Here is an 18,427-nt window from a genome sequence, read left to right on the forward strand (position 1 = left end):
GGTCACTCACCGTCCGGGACGGTGCGGCGGGACTCGTCGACACGGCCCCCCTCGTCGGACACCGCGTCCTCGGCGCTCCCGGAGGCCTGGTCGCCCACCTCGCGCGCGGAGGGCAGCGGGTCGGGCAGGAAGGCCCGGACACCGTCGCCGATCCCGTAGGCCCCGGCGCCCCCGCCCAGGTTCTCGGCCAGTGCCAGGACGGCGATGATGTCCCCCATGGGCCGCCCGGTCACGTCCGCGGTGGCGAACTCCGGCTCCGCCGCACGGGCCTGTGCGAGCATCCCGTCGCCGCGGGAGGAGGGCACGTCACCGGCCAGGACGGCGGCGCCGACCTCGCGGTGCAGTGCGGTGGTGACGGTGGTGAGCACCGCGTTGGCGGCCTCCCTGTCGGCTCCCTGGTCGGCCCCCGCCGCGGGTGCGAGCACGATGAGGGCGTCGGCGGACACCGCCGGTTCGCCCTCGACCTGGATCAGCCCGCCCTCGGAGAAGGCGTCCAGGACGGCCTCGGCGTCGTAGCCGCCGTCGTGGCCCCCCGCGGCAACACTCTCCCCGTCCCCCGCGTCCTCGGCGGTTCCTTCCCCGGTCTCCCCGTCGACGTCGATCTCGGCGTCGACGGTCGCCAGGGCTCGGCCGAGCTCCGTACCCGCCTTCTCGTAGGGACCTCCGGAGAGGCTGTCGGGGTCCTGGGACACCTGGATCGACAACTCGTCGACGAAGGTGGCGTTCCCAGCGTCCACGAGGGCGTCGGTGACGGCGATCCGGCCGACGACCTCGCCGCCCGCCTCTTCGACCCTCTCGGCGAGCCCGTCGGCCACCTCGTGGTTCGCCCCCGGCGAGGTCACCACGACCACGCTCAGGTCGGCGAGGCGTCCGGCGAGCATGTCCGAGGACACGGCCTCGGCCATCTCGTCGGCTCCGGCGTTGACCTTGTCCGCGACGTCGCGTTCGGAGCGCAGGTCCTCGCTCTGGCCGCGCAGGTCGGAGGTCTCGGACTGGAGGGTGTTGAGCAGCGGGTCCTGGAGCATGGTGGTCCCCAGGACCAGTCCCACGGTGAGCGCGAGGAACACCGCGACGATGGAGACCAGGTGGTAGCGGAAATCGATCACGTCAGCAGTCCTGTCAGCCAGTAGGAGAACCCGTCCCAGCGCGCCGCGAGAAAGGTGAGGTAGACCTGTCCCGCCGGTGAGCTGTAGGCGGCGACCACGATGGTGAGCAGACATGCGGCGACCAGCCCGAGCAGCGCCCAGGGCGAGATGCGCGAGCGGTACAGGCGGCTGACGCCCTTGGCGTCCACGAGCTTTCCGCCCACCCGCAGGCGGGTCAGGAAGGTGCTCGCCATGCCGGAGCGGCCCTTGTCGAGGAACTCCTCCAGGGTGGCGTGCGTGCCCACCGCCACGATGAGGGCCGCACCCGAGCCGTCGGCCAGCATCATGGCGACGTCCTCGCTGGTGCCGGTCGCCGGGAAGACCACAGCGTCGTACCCCAGGTCGGTGAGCCGGGGCAGGCCGGGCGCCCGGCCGTCCCGGTAGGCGTGCACGACGAGTTCGGCACCGCTCGCCAGGGCCTGGTCCGACACCGAGTCGAAGTCGCCGACGATGATGTCGGGCCGGTACCCGCCCTCCATGACCGCGTCGGCGCCGCCGTCCACGGCGACGATGACCGGCCGGAACTCGCGGATGTAGGGGCGCAGGGCGGCGATGTCCTCGCGGTAGTGGTAGCCGCGCACCACGATGAGGACGTGGCGCCCCTCCATGTCGGTCTCGATGTCGGGGATGCCGATGCCGTCCAGGAGCAGGTCCCGCTCGTGCTGGAGGTAGGCCATGGTGTTGGCGGCGAAGGCCTCCAGCTGGGTGGCGAGCCCGGCGCGCGCCTCGGCCATGGCCGCGCTCACCGTCCCCGTGTCCTGGAGGGTCCCGCGGGCGACCACCTCGTCGCCGCGGTAGAGGGTGGCGCCCTCCAGCCGGAGGCGCTCACCGTCGCGGACCCGTGTGAAGACCTCGGGGTCCACGTCGTCGAGCAGGGGGATACCCGCCGCGACGATCATCTCGGGCCCCTGGTTGGGGTAGCGGCCGCTGATGCTCTTGGCGACGTTGAGCACCGCCGAGACCCCGCAGCCGACCAGCGCCTCGGCGCTGACCCGGTCCAGGTCGACGTGGTCGATGACGGCGATGTCGCCCGGGCGGAGGCGTTTGGTCAGGTTCTTGGTGCGGCGGTCCGACCGGACGGGCGCGACCAGCCCCGTGGGAGCGTCCGCCCGGGAGCGGCGGAACCGCATGACTGTGGCGCTGAGCGCATCCGATACCTTCATCGCTGGCATACTGTCAGAACTCGCCTACGGTGAGTTATAACAGCTGGAAGATCGGCGTGTTCGGGGCAGGACCGCCGTCACCACCCCATCGGGGACGTTGACGACGGCCCGCCACCGGCCCCGTCGGCGGACGGCGGCTCACGCATCCGGCCCGCGGGACCCGGACCCGCCCGATCAGGCAGCGGGGTAGGCGCGCTCCGGGTCGGCGTTGGTGAGAAGCTCCTCCGCGTGGGCCCGGCCCAGCTCGGAGTCCTCCAGACCGGCGAGCATCCGCGACAGCTCGCGGACCCTGCCCGGACGGTCCAACCTCACCACGCCGCTCTCCGTGACCAGGCCCTCGGTGGACTTCTCCACCACCAGGTGCGCGTCGGCGAACGCCGCGACCTGCGGCAGGTGGGTGACCACGATGACCTGGGAGCGCTGCGCGAGCCTGGCCAGACGCCGACCGATCTCCACCGCTGCCTTGCCGCCCACACCCGCGTCGACCTCGTCGAAGACGAACGTGGGCACCGGGTCGGCCCCCGCGAACACCACCTCGATGGCCAGCATCACCCGGGAGAGCTCACCGCCCGAGGCGCCCTTGTGCAGGGCCAGCGGCGGTGAACTGGGATGCGGGGCCAGCAGGACCTCGACCTCGTCGCGGCCGTACTGGCCGAACTCCTCACCCGTGGTGATCCGCACGCTCACGCGGGCGTGCGGCATGGCCAGAGCGGTCAACTCCTCCGTGACGGCAGCGCCGAACCGGTCGGCCGCCTCGGTGCGGATGCGCGTCAGATCCGCGGCGGACCGGTCCAGGCCCTCGTGCAGCTCGGCGACCTCGGCGCGCAGGGCCTCGATGCGCTCGTCGTCGTTGTCCAGGTCCGCCAGCCGCTTGGCCGCGTTCGCGGCCCAGTTCAGCACCTCGTCCGTGGTCTCGCCGTACTTGCGGGACAGCGAGGTCAGCAGCGCGCGGCGCTCCTGGACCTGGGCCAGGCGGCCGGGGTCGGCGTCCACCGACTCGGCGTAGGAGGCGAGCTCGGTGGCCGCGTCGGTCAGGATGTAGGACGCCTCGTCCAGACGGTCGCCGATGGCGGCCAGCTCGGTGTCGTGCTCGCGCACCGACGCCACGGCCTGGCGGGCCGCGGAGAGCAGTGCCGCCACGTCGACCTCCACGTCGGAGGCGGGGTCGCCGGCCAGGGCCTCGTGCGCGGTGGTCGCCGCCAGACGCAGGCCGTCGGCGTGCGCCAGCCGGGTCTCCTCCGCCAGGAGTTCGGCGTCCTCGCCGGCCAGCGGCTCGGCCGCGGCGATCTCCTCCGCCCCGAAGCGGAGCATGTCGGCCTCCTGGGCGCGCTCGCGCGCCCGCTCCACCAGCTCCTCCAGCTCGGCGGTGACCTCGCGGTGGCGGCGGTAGGCCAGTGTGTACTGCTTCGCCGCCTTGGCGAGCTGCTCCCCCGCGAAGCGGTCCAGCGAGGAGCGCTGCCGGTCGGCCCGCAGCAGCCGCTGCTGGTCCGACTGTCCGTGCACCGCCACCAGGTCGTCGGCGAGGTAGGCGAGCAGGCTGACGGGGGCGGAACGCCCGCCCATCGTGGCGCGCGAGCGGCCCTCGGCCGACACCGCGCGGGTGAGGATGAGGACGTCGTCGTCGATGTCGCCCCCGGCCTCCAGCACGCGGTCGGCCACACGGCCGCCGGCGGGAACGGTCAACCGCCCCTCCACCACCGCCCGCTCGGCGCCGGGCCGTACGCGCTGGGGGTCGGCCCGCCCACCGAAGAGCAGCCCGAGCCCGGTGACGACCATGGTCTTTCCCGCGCCGGTCTCACCCGTGACGACGGTCAGCCCCGGTGACAACTCCAAAACGGCGTCGTCGATGACCCCGAGTCCCTGGATACGGACTTCTTCGAGCACCGATCCCTCTCCTGTGGTTGGCTCCAGTTCATTTCACGCGCACACGCGCACGCCGCGCCGGAAAGCGCTCCGCGGTCAGTGACCGTGCTCGACCCGCCCGCGCCAACCCGCGACCGGAAGGCCGAACTTGGCCACCAGCCGGTCGGTGAACGGTGCCCGGTGCAACCGGGCCAGCCGCACCGGCGTATCTGCACGGGTGATCTCGATTCGTGCCCCCGCGGGCAATTCGACCATACGTCGTCCATCGCACCAGAGCACCCCGGGCGCCGTGTCCGGAAGCACCTCGAAGGCGATCGTCGCGTGCGGCCCCACGACGAGGGGCCGGGCGAACAGCGCGTGGGCGCTGAGCGGCACGACCAGGAGCGCCTCGACGTCCGGCCACACCACCGGTCCCCCCGCGGAGAACGCGTGCGCGGTCGACCCCGTCGGGGTGGCGCACACCACCCCGTCACAGGCCCAGCGGGACAGCGGCCGGCCGTCGATCTCCAGGACGGCCTCCAGGATGCGCCGCGACTCGCCCTTCTCCAGTGTGGCGTCGTTGAGCGCCCAGGAGCGGACGGACGGCGCGCCGTTGTTGCGCCCCCCGTTGAAGACCGCGACCTCCAGGGTCATGCGCTCCTCGACGTCGTAGTCGCGGTTGACGACGTTGCGCACGGTGGCGCCCAGGTCCTCGCGCTCGGCCTCGGCGAGGAAGCCCACGTGGCCGAGGTTCACACCGAGCAGCGGCGCCCCGGCGGGGCGGGCCATCTCGGCCGCCCGCAACAGTGTGCCGTCGCCCCCGAGCACCATGACCAGCTCCGCACCCTCGGCTGCGTCGGCGGGCTCCACGACCTCGATCGGGGTGAGCACACAGCCCACCGCGGCCAGTTCCTCGAGCTCGGTCTTGAGCATGCGCACGGTCAGCCCGGCGCGGCTGAGGCTCTCGTGGACCAGTTGCGCGCTGCGCACGGCCGCGGGCCGACCGGTGTGGGCCAGCAGGAGAACACTGCGTCCGCTGCTCATCGCCGTCCCCTTACGTTCGCTCCCCGACTGGGGAGCCCGAGTACCGACCGGGAGCGTTCGCTGACCCGGCCGGGTCACGTTACCGGACACCTGCGACACGGTGCCATGCCCCTCAACTCGGCCCCTCCTCCACGGCCCGGTCCAGGTCGGCCGGGTCGAGGGGCGGGGCGCCCGCGCGCAACCACAGGAAGTACTCGACGTTTCCGGAGGGCCCGGGGAGCGGGCTCGCGGTCACACCGACGACCCCCAGGCCCAGTGTGAGGGCGTGGGCGGCGACGTCGGAGACCGCCTCGGCTCGCAGTGCGGGCTCGCGGACCACTCCCCCCGCCCCGACCTTGTTCTTGCCGACCTCGAACTGGGGTTTGACCATGAGCACGAAGTCGGCCTCCGCGCTCACACAGTCCTTGAGCGGGCCCAGGACCAGCTTCAGCGAGATGAACGACAGGTCGCCGACGACCAGGTCGGGCCTGGGGTCGCCGATCTGCTCGGGTGTGAGCTCGCGGACGTTGACCCGCTCCATCACCCGTACCCGGTCGTTGCTGCGCAGGGACCAGGCGAGCTGGCCGTAGCCGACGTCGACCGCGGTGACGTGGGCCGCCATGCGGCGGAGCAGCACGTCGGTGAAGCCGCCGGTGGAGGCGCCGGCGTCCAGCGCGCGGCGGTCCGTGACGTCGAGGGCGAACGCGTCGAGGGCGCCGATGAGCTTGTGGGCGCCCCGGGACACGTAGGGGGGTTCGTCGGAGGGCGCCCGGACCACGATGGGCTGGTCCTGACCGACCTGGGTCGCGGCCTTGGAGGCCACGATCCCGGCCACCTTGACGAAGCCGCCGTCGATGATCTCGGCGGCGTGACCTCGGGAGCGTGCGTGCCCGCGGCGGACCAGTTCCGCGTCGAGCCGAGTACGTTTTGCCATGGTTACCTACGATACCGAGAGTTATCGGGGAGTGTTCGCGTGCTGGTCGAGTGCCCCGAGCACACCGGACAGCTCCTGGTGCAGGGTGTCGAAGACCGCGACGTGCTCGGCGGTGGGGCGCGACTCCAGCTCCGCCAGCCGCTCCCTGGTGCCGCTGAGGGTCTGCTCGGCCACGACCTCGGCCTGCTCCTTGGGGTCCATGGTTCTCCCGGTGATCGTGTTCGCCTGACTCTACTTCTTCGCCGCGCCCTTGCCCTTGGGGGTGCGCTTGGCGGTGGAACGCGGCCGGGCGGTCTTGGCCGGGGTCCGCGGTCTGCTCTTGGCCGCGGATCTGACGGCCTCCGGTGCCGCGTCCCCGTCGGCGGAATCGTCACCGGAGGAGTCCTCGGCGCCGTCCTGCGCGACGGCCCCGGTGTCGGAGGGCTCCCCTGTGTCGGCAACCTCCCCCGGGACCGTCCGGACCTGCGCTGCCTCTCCCCCGGCGCCCTTGCCCGTGTTCCGGGGGGTGTCCGGTCGGTGCTCGGCGCCACCGGCCGCCTCGCCGTCCTGCCCGGCGGGTTCGGTGGCGGCCGGGGACACCGGGGAGGACACCGCGTCGGGCTCGGGGGCCGGGGCCCTCTCCGCCGTGTGGCGGGCGGCCAGGCGGCGCTCCAGCTCGGCGACCCTGCGGACCAGCCGCTCGTGCTCACCGCGCGGGACGACGTCCATCCGCTCCAGCTGGCGCTCGACCTCGGCGCGGACCAGCTCGGCGATGGCGGACCGGTTCGACTGGCTGGTCTCGATCAGTTCGCCCGCCAGGGCCTGGATGTTCTGCCCCACCCTCGGCGGCGGGTTGTCGGCGTCTCCGGCGGGGAGCGCGGGGCCGCCGGCCCCGTTCGCCCGCAGCAGGGTCTTGGCGGCGGCGACGGCCTGCTTGCGCGAGAGTTCGGTGAGGCCATTGGCGGCATCGAGGTAGGTGCGTACCGCGTCGACGACCATGATTCACGTGCTCCTTGATGGGACCGCGGGAGAAAAGGGGAAGGGCGCAGGAAGAGGGGTCCACTACGCAGCGGGGGCGGTCCCCACGCTACCCGTGCGGGGCCGCCGATGACACGCGATCCCGACAGCCCATCCCATTCGTCCCGTAGGACCCAGAGGGATTCCCGACGCCCCCCGGTAGGGCATGATGTCGCCATGAGCAGCATCGACTCCTGTCTCGTCGGAATCGAGAAGATCAACCAGCGCATCCTCGCCGAACCGGAGGAGGAGCGCCGCAGGCACATCCGTGAACGCTCCGTCAGCGTGGTCGTCCCCGACCTGGCGACAGCCTTCGACATGCGCCTCACCCTCGACGGCCTGGTCGACGTGACCCCCCGGCCCCTCGACCCCGCCTCCCCGAAACCCCAGGTCCGGATCACCGTCGGAAGCGACGACCTGGTAGCGGTGGCGGAGGACCGGCTGGACGCCGCCCGTGCGCTCCTGAGCCGCAGGGTCAGGGTGGAGGCCGCCGTCGGCGACCTCCTGCGCATGCGCCGCCTCCTCTGACCCGCCGCGGCGTCGGACCCGACGGCCGTCCCACGGCGGGTACCTTGCTGGGATGCCACGCCACGCTCTCGAACTGGCCCCCTTCCGCGGTCTGCGCTACACGAACCCGGACGTGGACCGGTTCATCGACGGGGACTTCGACATCTCGCGTCTGCTGACCCCGCCCTACGACATCCCCGACGCCGCGGAGGCACGGAAGCTCCAGCGGTCCGACCCCCACAACGCGGCACGGGTCACCCTGCCCTACGAGCTGGGCAGACAGGACCCGGACAGCACCGTCCCGCACCGGTACGGCGCCGCCGCCGACCTCCTGCACAGCTGGATCGACGACGGGGTGCTCGCGCTGGACGGCGAACCCGCCCTGTACGTGTACGAGCAGGTCACGGCGGACGGACGGCGCCAGCGCGGACTGGTGGGCAACCTGCGGCTTCCCGAGGACGACACCGGGTCGGCGGTCCGCCCGCACGAGGACGTGGCCGCCCCTCCGGTGCGCGACCGGTTCACCCTCATGGGCATGTCCCGGGCCAACCTGGAGCCGATCTTCCTCGTCTACCGGGGCGGCGGCGGGGCCGCGAGCACCGCCACCGAGGCCGTGACGGCGGACACCCCGCTGGTCTCCACCCGCACCCGCGACGGTGCCGAACACCGGTTGTGGGCCGTCACCGACCCCGCCGAACTGGGGCGGATCGCGGCCGACCTGGCCGGCCGCTCCGCCCTGATCGCCGACGGGCACCACCGCTACGCCGCCTACCGGCGCCTCCACCGGGAGTACACCGACCCCGGCTGGGGGTACGGGCTGGCCCTGCTGGTGGACAGCGACACCCACCCGCCCCGGTTGGGCGCCATCCACCGGGTCCTTCCCGGACTGGACACCGACACGGCGGTCCGGGCGGCGCGGACGGTGGCCTCCGTGGAGCCGCTCGGCGCGGCCTCCCCGGAGGTCCTGGCGGCGTTGGCGGCCCGAGCGGGATCGGAGTCCCCCGTCCTGCTGCTGGTGTCGGCCGAGGGGGACGCCCACCTGGTGCACGACTTCGACCCGGGGGTGCTGGAGCGGGCGATGCCCGGCCGGTCGCCGGAGTGGCGCCACCTGTCCACCGCGGCTCTCCACGAAGTGCTCATGCCCCTGTGGGAGGTGCCGGAGGAGAGTGTGCGCATGGTGCACGACGACCCCGCCGAGGCGGTCGCCGCCGCCCGCGACGAGAAGGGGACGGCCGTCGTCGTGCCCGCCCTGAGCGTGGGCCAGGTGTACGCGGTGGCCGACCGCGGCGAACTGACCCCGCGCAAGTCCACCTCGTTCGGCCCCAAACCGCGCACCGGACTGGTCATGAGGGTCCTGGACTGAGGGCCGGGTGTTCCGCCTCCCGGCGGAGCGCCCGGCCCGCCCGCGCAGGCGCGGACGCGCTCAGCCGTCGTCCCCGCGCGGGCGGACGAGCCGGACCGCCCGCGCCGCGTACACCGCGGCGAAGGCCAGTGCGGCGGCCACCAGGAGGACCACGGCCGTGGGCGCGGTGTGGAGGCTCTGGAGCCAGGTGAGGTCGCGGCCCTGGGCGAGCGTCGCCGTCAACCGGTGCGGGACCGCGGCTGCGGCGATCACGGCGAGGCCGGGCACCAGCCGGAGCGCGGTGCGCCACCGGCACCGGCGGCGGGCGGCGGCGGCCCACGCACCGGCGCCGCGCACACCCCGGTACGCCAGGTAGCAGGCCAGCACGGTCAGGGCCGCCAGGACCGCGTCCACCCCCAGCAGCACCGGCGCCGCCGGAGAGGCGGGCACGTCCCCGTCGGCCAGGGCGACCAACCCGTACAGCAGGGCGGAGGCGTCGGCGCTGCCCAGCCCGGTGTTGGCCATCACCGCGATCCCGTACCCGCTCTCCGGCAGGAGCGCCTGGTGGGCCGTGTAGGTGAACTGGATACCGCCGTGCGAGACCATCGGCGACCCGGCAGGGGTGTCGCCCACGTCCCAGCCCAGCCCCTTCCGCTCCCCCGGACCGACGCCGCCCAGCGGGGTGTGGGTGGCGGCGAGGCCCTCCTCCGAGAGGATCCGCGCCCCGTTCGCGCCCTCCCCTCCGTTGTTCTGCGCGACGAGCCACCGGGACATGTCCGCGGCCGTGGTGACCATGCCGCCCGCACCGTTGACGTAGCTCCCGGGTTCGGCGACGGGCACCGCGTGCCCCAGCACGCCGATGTGGCCCGTGGCCACACCGGCGTCGAAGACCTCGTCGACGGTGTCGACGGTGACCGTGTCGTCCATGCCCAGGGGCCCGAACGTGCGCCGTTCCAGGAACTCGCCGAAGGGCAGGCCGCTGACGACCTCCACCATGCGTGCCGCCACGTGGTAGTTGGGGTTGTGGTAGTGCTCCTCGGTACCGGGCCGGGCGACCAGGTCGGCCTCCGAGAGCCGGGCGACCGCGCCCGCCAGGTCGACGGGGGCGGGCTCGCTCTTCTCACGGAAGGCCGTGTCGGACATCCCCGAGGTCTGGGTGAGCAGCTGGCGAACGGTGATGTCCGCTCCGCGGGGGTCGGCGGTGGCGAACTCCGGAAGCAGTTCGGCCACCGGATCGTCGAGACCGACCTCACCGTCCTCCACGAGCTGCATGACCGCCAGCGCGGTGAAGGCCTTGCTCACCGAGGCCACGCCCATCGGGGTGTCGGCGCCCATCGGCTCGCCCCCGGAGTCGGTGCCGTAACCCGCGACGTGCACCACCTCCGTACCACGGGTGACGGCGACCGCGGCCCCGGGCAGCGGCGAGGACTCCAGGTAGCCGTTCAGGTAGGCGTCGACGGCGCCGGGCGTCAGCCGCCCTCCTCCCGGACCTGCCGTGTCGGCGGCTGCCGGGCTCCCGGCGAGGAGGAGGGCGAAGGCGGCGAGCAGCACCGCGGGGGTTTTCGGAGAGACCATGCATCCATGGTGTTTCCCCGCACTCCCCGGCACCACGGCGCCGACCGCAGGAACACCCTGGGGTTTTCCGTACCCCTCCCCTGCGGCCGACCCCAGGCGCCCCGCCTCCCGCTCCTGGCAGGACGCCTCCCCCGCCCCCGGGCGGCCTGGCCGCCAAGCCGAGGTAATCCGGTGGTCTGTCGGCATCCCGGCTGCGAGCATGGTGCCGTCCCACCCCCTGCCCGACTCCGGAGGAGCCCGTCGCCGTGGCCGCCCAGACGCAGACCACCCGCCGACCGCAGACCCGCGCGTCCCTCACACGGGACCTGGCCGGACTCGGCGTCGCGTCCGGCGACACGCTCGTGGTCCACTCCTCCCTGAAGTCCCTCGGCTGGGTGTGCGGTGCCGAACAGACCGCCGTCCACGCCCTCCTGGACGCGGTCGGCAGAACGGGAACCGTGGTCGTCCCCACCCAGACCATGGACAACACGGACCCCTCGGGGTGGCGGAACCCGCCCGTTCCGGAGGACTGGTGGCCGACCATCCGCGCGCAGACACCCGCTTTCGACCCCCGCATCACACCGAGCGCCCGTATGGGCCGCATCGCGGAGGCAGTCAGGACCTGGCCGGGCGCCGTCCGCAGCCCCCACCCCCAGACGTCCTTCGCCGCCGTCGGCGCCCGAGCCGGCGAACTCATGGACCACCACCCCCTGGACTGCCGTCTGGGCGAGGACTCCCCGCTCGCCCGACTGGAACGCGCGGACGCACGGATCCTGCTGCTGGGCACGGGCTTCGACACGTGCACCGCCCTGCACCTGGCCGAGTACCGGGTGCCCCGGCCGACGACGGAGGAGTCCTCCTGCGCCGTCCTCACAGCGGACGGCGACCGGACGTGGACGACCTTCACCGACGTGGCCCCCGACTCGCACGACTTCCCACGACTGGGGTCGGATCTCGAGGCACGGGGCGGGGTCGTGCGCGGTCGTGTGGGCGAGGCCGCGGCACGCCTGTTCTCCCTTCCTGACGCGGTGGCGTTCGCCACCTCCTGGCTGACCGGCCACCGGGCCCGCTGATCCCGCGCCCGCCGCCCTCGGGCACCGCCACCCTCGGACCCGCGGCTCCGGGCCGACAGGCCCGCGCCGCCGACCGACGATGACGGTGCGGTCCCCCGTCCCGGGAGGCCCCGGAACCGCTCCCGGGCCCCGCTCCGCGCCGTGCCGTGGACAAGCGGCCCGGCCCGTGCGACACAGGGCACACCCCTACCGGGGGTGCGCGGTCCCGCCGGTGGAAGGTCAGGCCATAGCCTGAACACCGACCATGCCCACCGCACGGAACAGGTTCCCCGACATGTCCCTGCTCGCCGCAGACCGTCCCCTGAACACGCTCTACGACGCGATGCTCCTGGACCTGGACGGGGTCGTGTACATCGGCCCGGACGCGGTGCCCTCGGCCCCGGAGGCGGTGGGGAAGGCACGGGCCGCCGGCGCCAGGGTGGCGTTCGTGACCAACAATGCCGGTCGCACCCCCGCCCGGATCGCGGAACACCTCACCCAGTTGGGGGTGGCCGCGGCACCCGGGGACGTCGTGACTTCTGCCGAGGCGGCCGCCCGACTGGTGAGCGAGCGCCACCCGGCGGGATCCGACGTACTCGTGGTGGGCGACACCGGGCTGCGCCAGGCGGTCCGGAAGATGGGCCTGCGCCCCGTGACGGTGGCGTCGGAGTCGGTGGTGGCCGTGGTCCAGGGGTACGCGCGGGGCATGAACCGCGACCTGCTCGACCAGGGGACGCTCGCGGTGTCGCGCGGTGCGCTGTACGTGGCCAGCAACGCCGACGCCACCGCCCCCACCGAGTGGGGGGTCACCCCGGCCAACGGGTCCTTCGTCCGGGTGATCGCCCACGCCACCGGTGTCGAACCCGTCATCGCCGGGAAGCCGATGCGCCCCCTGCACGAGGAGGGCATCCGCCGCACGGGAGCCCGCAACCCGCTCATCGTCGGCGACCGGCTCGACACCGACATCGAGGGCGCCACGGTGCACGGAGCGGCGAGCCTGCTCGTGCTGTCCGGGGTGACCACCCCCGCGGACGCCCTCGCCGCACCCGAACACCAGCGCCCCTCCTACCTGTCGTGGGACGTGGCGGGGATGAACGACACGCACCCCGAGGTGACGCGCACCGGCGACCGGACCCGCTGCGGTGGGTGGACGGTGACCGTCACCGAGGGCGCACCGGCGATCGAGGGGACGGGGGACCGCTTGGACGGTCTCCGTGCCCTGTGCGCGGCCGTGTGGGCGGACGGAACGGTGGACCCCGCCGGCCCGGCCGCACGCGGCGTTCTGGCCCGTCTGGGCTGGTGAGCACGCGCGCCGCGGCCTCACCGCCCCGTCGCCTTCCGCACACCGGGCCCCGGCCCGGCCGCACGTACCAGGGTCGCGGTCCTCGCCTCGACCTCGCAGACACTGCGCACCCCCTCGCGTCCGCGCCAGGTCCGGCGGCGCAGCTCCCCGCTCATCCGGACCACGTCACCCACCCTCCAGCCGCGGATCCCCTCGTGCAGGTCCTGGTCGAAGCTGGCACAGGTGATCGAATCGAACGCGCGCCCCGCGTACCGGGTGTCGGTCGGCCTGGCCACGCAGATCCGCCAGGTGGCGACCCGGTCCCCGCTGGGGAGTTCGCGCACGAGGGGTTCGGCGGTGATCCGCCCCGCCACCACGACCTCGTTGCGGTGATCCGCCTCGTGACGGGGGCCGGACCCCTCTGTCCGGTCCGGTTCGTCCCGGCGGCCGGACGCGTCCAGACCGGGCAGAGGGCACAGGTCCGGTACGGTGCGGTGCCTGTCGGCCGCGGGCGGGCCGGTCAGCTGCCTCTCGGTCGGGGGGCGGGCTGTGGCGCGCGGTCGGGCGACCGTCGTCTCCTGGCGCATACGTCCTCCTGGGCTGGTGAGCGAGGGAACGGGCGCGACGCGGCGGAGAGGGCGGGCGACACCGACGGTACGGCGGTCCGCGAGGAGTGGGGCGTCTGCCCTGATCTCCAGGATCACCTGCCCGGCCCGCGGAGGGAATCCCCCGCCCGAACCTGTGGACAACTCCCCGGCGACGCCCACCGGACGACCGGTCCGCCCGGGGCGGCGGCCGGCGGGAGTGACCGCCGCCCCACTACTCCGCCCCCGATCCCACCTGTCACGGCGCCCCTGTCCTAGAGTCGGATTCGGTTCGGGACAGTTCCTTCCCGCGCCGCACGACGACCGAGGAAGCAGGGGTGCTTGCAGTGCACGACGACGTGGACGTGAGCGGTCTGCCCGAGGGGATCACCCCTCTGGGCGACGACATCTTCGCCATCGACACGATGCTCGCCGGATACCCGGGGGTCGTGTCGAGCTACCTCATCCGCTCTGAACGGCCCTGCGTCGTCGAGGTCGGAACCGCCACCTCGGCACGCGTCCTGCACGAGGCCGTCACGCGCCTGGGACTCGCACCGGCGGACCTGGCCACCATCGTCGTCACCCACATCCACCTGGACCACGCGGGCGGCACCGGTGACATGGCCGCGCTGTTCCCCAACGCCGAGATCGTCGTGCACGAGCGCGGCGCCCGCCATCTGGCCGACCCGAGCCGGTTGATGGCCAGCGCCGCCATGGTGTGGGGCGACCGGTTGGAGACCCTGTTCGGGCACATGAGCCCCACCGACGCGACACGCATCCGCGCCGTGGGCGAGACCGGGGAGATCGACCTGGGCGGCGGCCGCAGGCTCGTGTCGCACTACGCGCCCGGACACGCCAAGCACCACATGGGCCTGGTGGACTCCCTCACCGGCGACCTCTACGTCGGCGACGCCCTGGGCGTGTACAGGCCGCTCACCGGGGACGTCAGCCCCGCCACGCCACCGCCGGACTTCGACCTGGAGGCGTGCCTGCGCACCCTTCAGCTGTTCACGGACATCGGCGCCCAGAGGCTGATGTTCTCCCACTTCGGCGCGGTCAACGCCGTTCCGGAGACCCTCGACAAGGCCGAGACGGAACTGCGGCTGTGGGTGGAGACGGTGCGCGACGCACACGGGAGCACCGGGGACCTCGACCACGCCATCGCCATGGTCCGGGAGAAGGTGGTCTCCCGATACCGCCCGTTCCCCGCCGACGCACCGCCGGAGTCGTCGGCGGTCCTCGACATCCTCGCCGGCCCGGAGACCAACGTGTCCGGCATCGTGCACTGGCTGGACCGGCTCGCAGAGGAGCAGGCCGAGGCCGCGCGGAAGGCGGACGAGGAGCGGTCCTGACCCTCCGGTGCCCGGGCACCGGAAAAGGGAGTGCGGTCACGTACTCCCTCATCTAGCCTCACCGCATGACGATCGGCATCCGTTCCGCCGAGCGAGCCGACATACCCCGGGTCCTCTCGCTCCTGCACCGCACGAACCCGTGCCGGGTCCTGACGGAGAAGAGCTTGCTCTGGCGGCTCGACCACCCGTCGGCCGGGTTCGAGGAGACCGACCTCATCGCCGTGGAGGAGGACGGCGGCGTGGTCGGCCACATCCGGTCCAGGATCCAGCGTGCGGGGAACCCCTCCCCGGAGGGGAGGATCGGCCTGTCCGTCCTCGCCGCCGTCGCCGAGAGCCACCTGGGTACCGACCTGGCCTTCCGCCTCCTGGAGGAGTCCGAGCGCACCCTGGTCGAACGGGGGGCGACGAGTCTCCGGGCCGAGGCGGCGGGTGACGGCGTCCAGGTGGGCGGAGAGGGTTTCGCCCTACTGCTGACGGAGCGCGGTTACCGTGCGGTCGAGAACCACCACATCCTGGGGCTCGACCTGGGGGCCGTGCCGAGTGCCCCGCCCGCACCGGAGGGGGTGGAGCTGCGGCCCCTCCGGGAGTTCGTGAACGACACGCGACCCATCTACGAGATCGACAGGCTGACCACGGCGGACGAGCCCGGCGCGGACAACGACGGCCGCTTCATGTCCTACGACGACTGGCGCTCCACCGTGTGGGCGCACCCCGCCAACGACCTCGCGCTGAGCCTGGCGATCCTGGTCGACGGCTCCCCGGTCGGTATGACCTGCTACACGTCCGACAGGGACACCCGGATCGAGTCGGCGATGACGGGAGTCCTTCGCGACCACCGCGGCCGGGGCCTGGCGGGCTACGCGAAGAACGTGGCCCTGCACCTCGCGAGGGCCAGGGGCATCAGGCGCGCGTACACCGGCAACCACGAGGGCAACGTACCGATGCCGGCCATCAACAGGCGGCTCGGGTACGAGGCGGTCGCCACGGAGACCACCTACTCCAGGACCGTCGGGGGCTGAGGAGCGGGGGCTCCGGGCAGCCCCAGTGCCCGTAGGAGGTGAGCGTAGACACCGTCAGCCCAGGAAAGCTCGTCATCGGAGGGCAGAACGTCGAAGGCACGTACCCCGACGGTCTCGAAGTCCCCGGACAGCGGCTCCAGCAGAGTCACCGGCGCGTGGGTGACGATCGTGACGTGCCCTCCCGCGAGGACGTAGTGGCCCACCGCGCGGACCTCGCCCAGGGTCGCGCCCGCCTCTTCCCGCGCCTCCCGCCGGGCGGTGTCCTCGACCGACTCGCCCGGCTCGGTATGGCCTCCGGGGAACTCCCAGCCGCGGTCGCGGTGGCGGACGAGCAGAGGGCGGTCACCGGCGTAGGTCAGGCACACCACCGAGTCGTGCGCCTCGGGGAGAACCCCCAGGCCCACGACCGCGCCGCCGAGCGGCTTCCCGCCGCCCGACGGCGCAGTGTCCTCGGTGTCCCGGGGAGGAGTCAGTACCGGTCCCGGGGGCCGCGGTCGCGGTCGTCGCGGCGGTCGCGGCCCTCGCCGGTGGGGGCCTCCTCGCCGTCCTCCGGAAGTTCCTGCTCCTCCGCGTCGGTCCAGACGATGCCGTCCTCCGTGTCGACGTCGACCAGCTCAACGCCCTCGAGGGCGGCCAGCCTCTCGTCGGCGTCGGTCACGCCGTCGCTGTCCACGGCCGAGGCCCGCGAGAAGTACTCCCGGGCGTCGTCCTCACGGCCCAGTTCCTCAAGGACGTCGCCGTAGGCGTAGAAGAGGCGCGCGACCCACGGACGGGCGCGGCGCTCCTTCAGCTCCGGCACCTGGAGCTCGGCCAGGGCGGCCTTGGCGTCGCCCATGTCGCGGCGCGCACCGGCGGCGACGATCCGCAGCTCGATACGGTCCGCGGTGTCCAGGGCGTCCGCGGCGGGGTCATTGGTGATCTCCAGCGCCCGCTCCGGCCGGCCCAGGCCGCGCTCGCAGTCCGCCATGATGGCGAGGAAGTTGTCACGGCCGCTCATCCGGCGTGCGGCGCGCAGGTCCGACAGCGCCTCCTGCCACTTGCCGACGGTGTAGGCGGCCACACCGGAGGCCTCTCGTACGCCGGGCACACGCGACGCCTTGCGGCGCGCGTACGCGGCGTGCGCGTAGGCCTTCTCGGGGTCCTCGTCCAGGAGCACGCCGGCGGCGACGATGTGCTTGCCGATGAGTTCGGCCAGGGACTTGGGCAGCGAGTGCAGGTCACGCCGGGTCTCGGGGTCCAGCTGGGAGAAGGTGACCTCCTCCGGGAGCTGCGGCGGGATGTCCGCGGGATCGCGGTCCTCACGGGGAGGCCGACGGTCGTCGCGCCTGTCGTCACGGCCGCCGAAGTTTCCTCCACCTCGCCGGTCGTCACGGCGGTCCCCGCCGCGGAAGTTCCCCCCGCCCCGGTTGTCGCCGCCCCGGTAGCCGCCACGGTCACCCTGGGGAGCACGGTCATCGCGACGGTAACCCCCACGGTCGCCCTGGGGCCCGCGGTCGTCCCGGCCACGGTAGCCACCCCGGTCACCCTGAGGAGCACGGTCATCACGACGGTAACCTCCGCCACCACGACGATCGCCCTCGGGGGCGCGGTCGTCCCGGCCGCGGTAGCCGCCACGGTCGCCCTGGGGAGCACGGTCATCGCGACGGTAACCCCCACGGTCGCCCTGGGGCCCGCGGTCGTCCCGGCCGCGGTAACCCCCGCGATCGCCCTGGGGGGCACGGTCATCGCGACGGTAGCCGCCCCGATCACCCTGCGGCCCGCGCTCGTCCCGGCCGCGGTAACCCCCGCGATCGCCCTGGGGGGCACGGTCGTCACGACGGTAGCCGCCCCGATCACCCTGCGGCCCGCGCTCGTCCCGGCCGCGGTAACCCCCACGGTCGCCCTGGGGCCCGCGCTCGTCCCGGCCGCGGTAACCCCCACGGTCGCCCTGGGGGGCACGGTCATCGCGACGGTAGCCGCCCCGATCACCCTGCGGCCCGCGCTCGTCCCGGCCGCGGTAACCGTCGTCACGACGGTCCCCGCCCCGGTAACCGCCGCGGTCGCGGTCATCACGGCTCTGATGGCCTCCGCGGTCGTCGCGACGGTAGCCGCCCCGACGGTCGTCGCCGCCTCTGTCGTCCCGGGAACCGCTGTAGCCGGATCGGGAGCGGGGCCCTTCGCCTCGTCCCTGACCGCCAGGCGCGCCGGAGCGGTCACCACCATGCTCGTTTGCTCCGGAGTCCTCGCGGTCTCCCGATCGGCTGTCCTCAGTCATCCAACCCGTCCGTCAACACTCAAAAGCGCTGCCACCTTGAGCAGTAGCAGCGCGTCATAGTACTCGTGCTCTCCAGCTTACGACATGACATCGCCGCTCACCGCCAAAGCGGCAGTTGCCCCACTTCACGGACCAGTGGGAACTCTCTCCACGACCGGGCCGTCGAGCCCATCTGAGCCCAACCAGGGACATTCACAAACGCACAAACCCACACACAAAAAAAGGGGGCCGCCCACAAAGGCGACCCCCCAAAGAAAAACCGTGGCAGCGACCTACTCTCCCACCCCACCACAGGGCAGTACCATCAGCGCAAGGAGACTTAACGACCGGGTTCGGAAAGAGACCGGGTGTGACCCTCCAGCAATAACCACCACGGAA

18 protein-coding genes and 1 rRNA gene are annotated in these 18,427 nt (G+C 73.1%); 7 read left to right on the forward strand and 12 right to left on the reverse strand.

The features are described from left to right. Positions 1-2: 2 nt before the first annotated feature. The 7 genes from Q8791_RS30080 to Q8791_RS30110 form a co-directional block, all read right to left on the reverse strand. Positions 3-1,106: a copper transporter gene (locus Q8791_RS30080; protein ID WP_330095231.1), complete on the reverse strand. Its 1,104-nt coding sequence runs from the start codon at positions 1,104-1,106 to the stop codon at positions 3-5. Further along, positions 1,103-2,275, reverse strand: a complete 1,173-nt coding sequence (gene steA / locus Q8791_RS30085; protein ID WP_330095248.1) for a putative cytokinetic ring protein SteA — start codon at positions 2,273-2,275, stop codon at positions 1,103-1,105. The genes Q8791_RS30080 and steA overlap by 4 nt, the downstream gene beginning before the upstream one ends. Positions 2,276-2,482: 207 nt before the next feature. Then, on the reverse strand, positions 2,483-4,192 hold the full coding sequence (gene recN / locus Q8791_RS30090) for a DNA repair protein RecN (protein ID WP_330095232.1): 1,710 nt from the start codon (positions 4,190-4,192) through the stop codon (positions 2,483-2,485). Between the two features lie 75 nt (positions 4,193-4,267). Continuing rightward, positions 4,268-5,194, reverse strand: a complete 927-nt coding sequence (locus tag Q8791_RS30095; RefSeq protein ID WP_330095233.1) for an NAD kinase — start codon at positions 5,192-5,194, stop codon at positions 4,268-4,270. 112 nt (positions 5,195-5,306) lie between these two features. Then, complete coding sequence (locus Q8791_RS30100) at positions 5,307-6,107, reverse strand: TlyA family RNA methyltransferase (protein ID WP_330095234.1); 801 nt, start codon at positions 6,105-6,107, stop codon at positions 5,307-5,309. A 21-nt stretch (positions 6,108-6,128) separates the two neighbouring features. Next, positions 6,129-6,308 (reverse strand): hypothetical protein, encoded by a 180-nt coding sequence (locus Q8791_RS30105; protein ID WP_330095235.1) that lies wholly within the window; start codon positions 6,306-6,308, stop codon positions 6,129-6,131. Between the two features lie 30 nt (positions 6,309-6,338). Further along, entirely contained in the window at positions 6,339-7,085 is a 747-nt protein-coding gene (locus Q8791_RS30110) for an accessory factor UbiK family protein (protein WP_330095236.1), read from the reverse strand. A gap of 195 nt (positions 7,086-7,280) precedes the next feature. Between Q8791_RS30110 and Q8791_RS30115 the strand changes: the two genes are divergently transcribed. Continuing rightward, positions 7,281-7,631 carry an SCP2 sterol-binding domain-containing protein gene (locus tag Q8791_RS30115; protein ID WP_330095237.1) on the forward strand — a complete coding sequence of 117 codons (351 nt, stop codon included), beginning with the start codon at positions 7,281-7,283 and terminating at the stop codon, positions 7,629-7,631. Between the two features lie 52 nt (positions 7,632-7,683). Next, positions 7,684-8,973: a DUF1015 domain-containing protein gene (locus Q8791_RS30120; protein WP_330095238.1), complete on the forward strand. Its 1,290-nt coding sequence runs from the start codon at positions 7,684-7,686 to the stop codon at positions 8,971-8,973. A gap of 60 nt (positions 8,974-9,033) precedes the next feature. Here Q8791_RS30120 and Q8791_RS30125 read toward each other — a convergent pair whose 3' ends face one another. Further along, on the reverse strand, positions 9,034-10,527 hold the full coding sequence (locus Q8791_RS30125; protein WP_330095239.1) for a serine hydrolase domain-containing protein: 1,494 nt from the start codon (positions 10,525-10,527) through the stop codon (positions 9,034-9,036). Positions 10,528-10,772: 245 nt separating this feature from the next. Between Q8791_RS30125 and Q8791_RS30130 the strand changes: the two genes are divergently transcribed. Together Q8791_RS30130 and Q8791_RS30135 are read left to right on the forward strand one after the other, a co-directional pair. Beyond that, on the forward strand, positions 10,773-11,579 hold the full coding sequence (locus Q8791_RS30130) for an aminoglycoside N(3)-acetyltransferase (protein ID WP_330095240.1): 807 nt from the start codon (positions 10,773-10,775) through the stop codon (positions 11,577-11,579). 274 nt (positions 11,580-11,853) lie between these two features. Then, positions 11,854-12,861 (forward strand): HAD-IIA family hydrolase, encoded by a 1,008-nt coding sequence (locus tag Q8791_RS30135; RefSeq protein WP_330095249.1) that lies wholly within the window; start codon positions 11,854-11,856, stop codon positions 12,859-12,861. Positions 12,862-12,878: 17 nt separating this feature from the next. Here the strand turns inward: Q8791_RS30135 and Q8791_RS30140 are convergent, their stop codons facing one another. Then, the gene (locus Q8791_RS30140; protein ID WP_330095250.1) at positions 12,879-13,301 is read right to left on the reverse strand and encodes a single-stranded DNA-binding protein; all 423 of its coding nucleotides are present in this window, start codon (positions 13,299-13,301) and stop codon (positions 12,879-12,881) included. A gap of 470 nt (positions 13,302-13,771) precedes the next feature. On the opposite strand from Q8791_RS30140, the gene Q8791_RS30145 reads away from it, so the two are divergent. Both Q8791_RS30145 and Q8791_RS30150 read left to right on the forward strand, forming a co-directional pair. Then, complete coding sequence (locus Q8791_RS30145) at positions 13,772-14,776, forward strand: MBL fold metallo-hydrolase (protein ID WP_330095251.1); 1,005 nt, start codon at positions 13,772-13,774, stop codon at positions 14,774-14,776. A gap of 65 nt (positions 14,777-14,841) precedes the next feature. Continuing rightward, positions 14,842-15,795 (forward strand): GNAT family N-acetyltransferase, encoded by a 954-nt coding sequence (locus Q8791_RS30150; RefSeq protein WP_330095241.1) that lies wholly within the window; start codon positions 14,842-14,844, stop codon positions 15,793-15,795. Here Q8791_RS30150 and Q8791_RS30155 read toward each other — a convergent pair. Both Q8791_RS30155 and Q8791_RS30160 read right to left on the reverse strand, forming a co-directional pair. Beyond that, a complete protein-coding gene (locus Q8791_RS30155; protein WP_330095242.1) occupies positions 15,771-16,199 on the reverse strand; it encodes an NUDIX hydrolase in 429 nt (142 codons plus the stop codon). The genes Q8791_RS30150 and Q8791_RS30155 overlap by 25 nt on opposite strands. 65 nt (positions 16,200-16,264) lie before the next feature. Then, positions 16,265-16,951, reverse strand: coding sequence for a tetratricopeptide repeat protein (locus Q8791_RS30160; protein ID WP_330095243.1), 687 nt, complete (start codon positions 16,949-16,951; stop codon positions 16,265-16,267). 54 nt (positions 16,952-17,005) lie between these two features. On the opposite strand from Q8791_RS30160, the gene Q8791_RS30165 reads away from it, so the two are divergent. Further along, positions 17,006-18,109 (forward strand): hypothetical protein, encoded by a 1,104-nt coding sequence (locus tag Q8791_RS30165; protein ID WP_330095244.1) that lies wholly within the window; start codon positions 17,006-17,008, stop codon positions 18,107-18,109. A 199-nt stretch (positions 18,110-18,308) separates the two neighbouring features. Here the strand turns inward: Q8791_RS30165 and rrf are convergent. After that, a 5S ribosomal RNA gene (gene rrf, locus Q8791_RS30170) occupies positions 18,309-18,424 on the reverse strand. Between the last annotated feature and the right edge of the window lie 3 nt (positions 18,425-18,427).

It is taken from the genome of Nocardiopsis codii, assembly GCF_036327455.1.
GTDB classification, from domain to species: Bacteria; Actinomycetota; Actinomycetes; order Streptosporangiales; family Streptosporangiaceae; genus Nocardiopsis; species Nocardiopsis codii.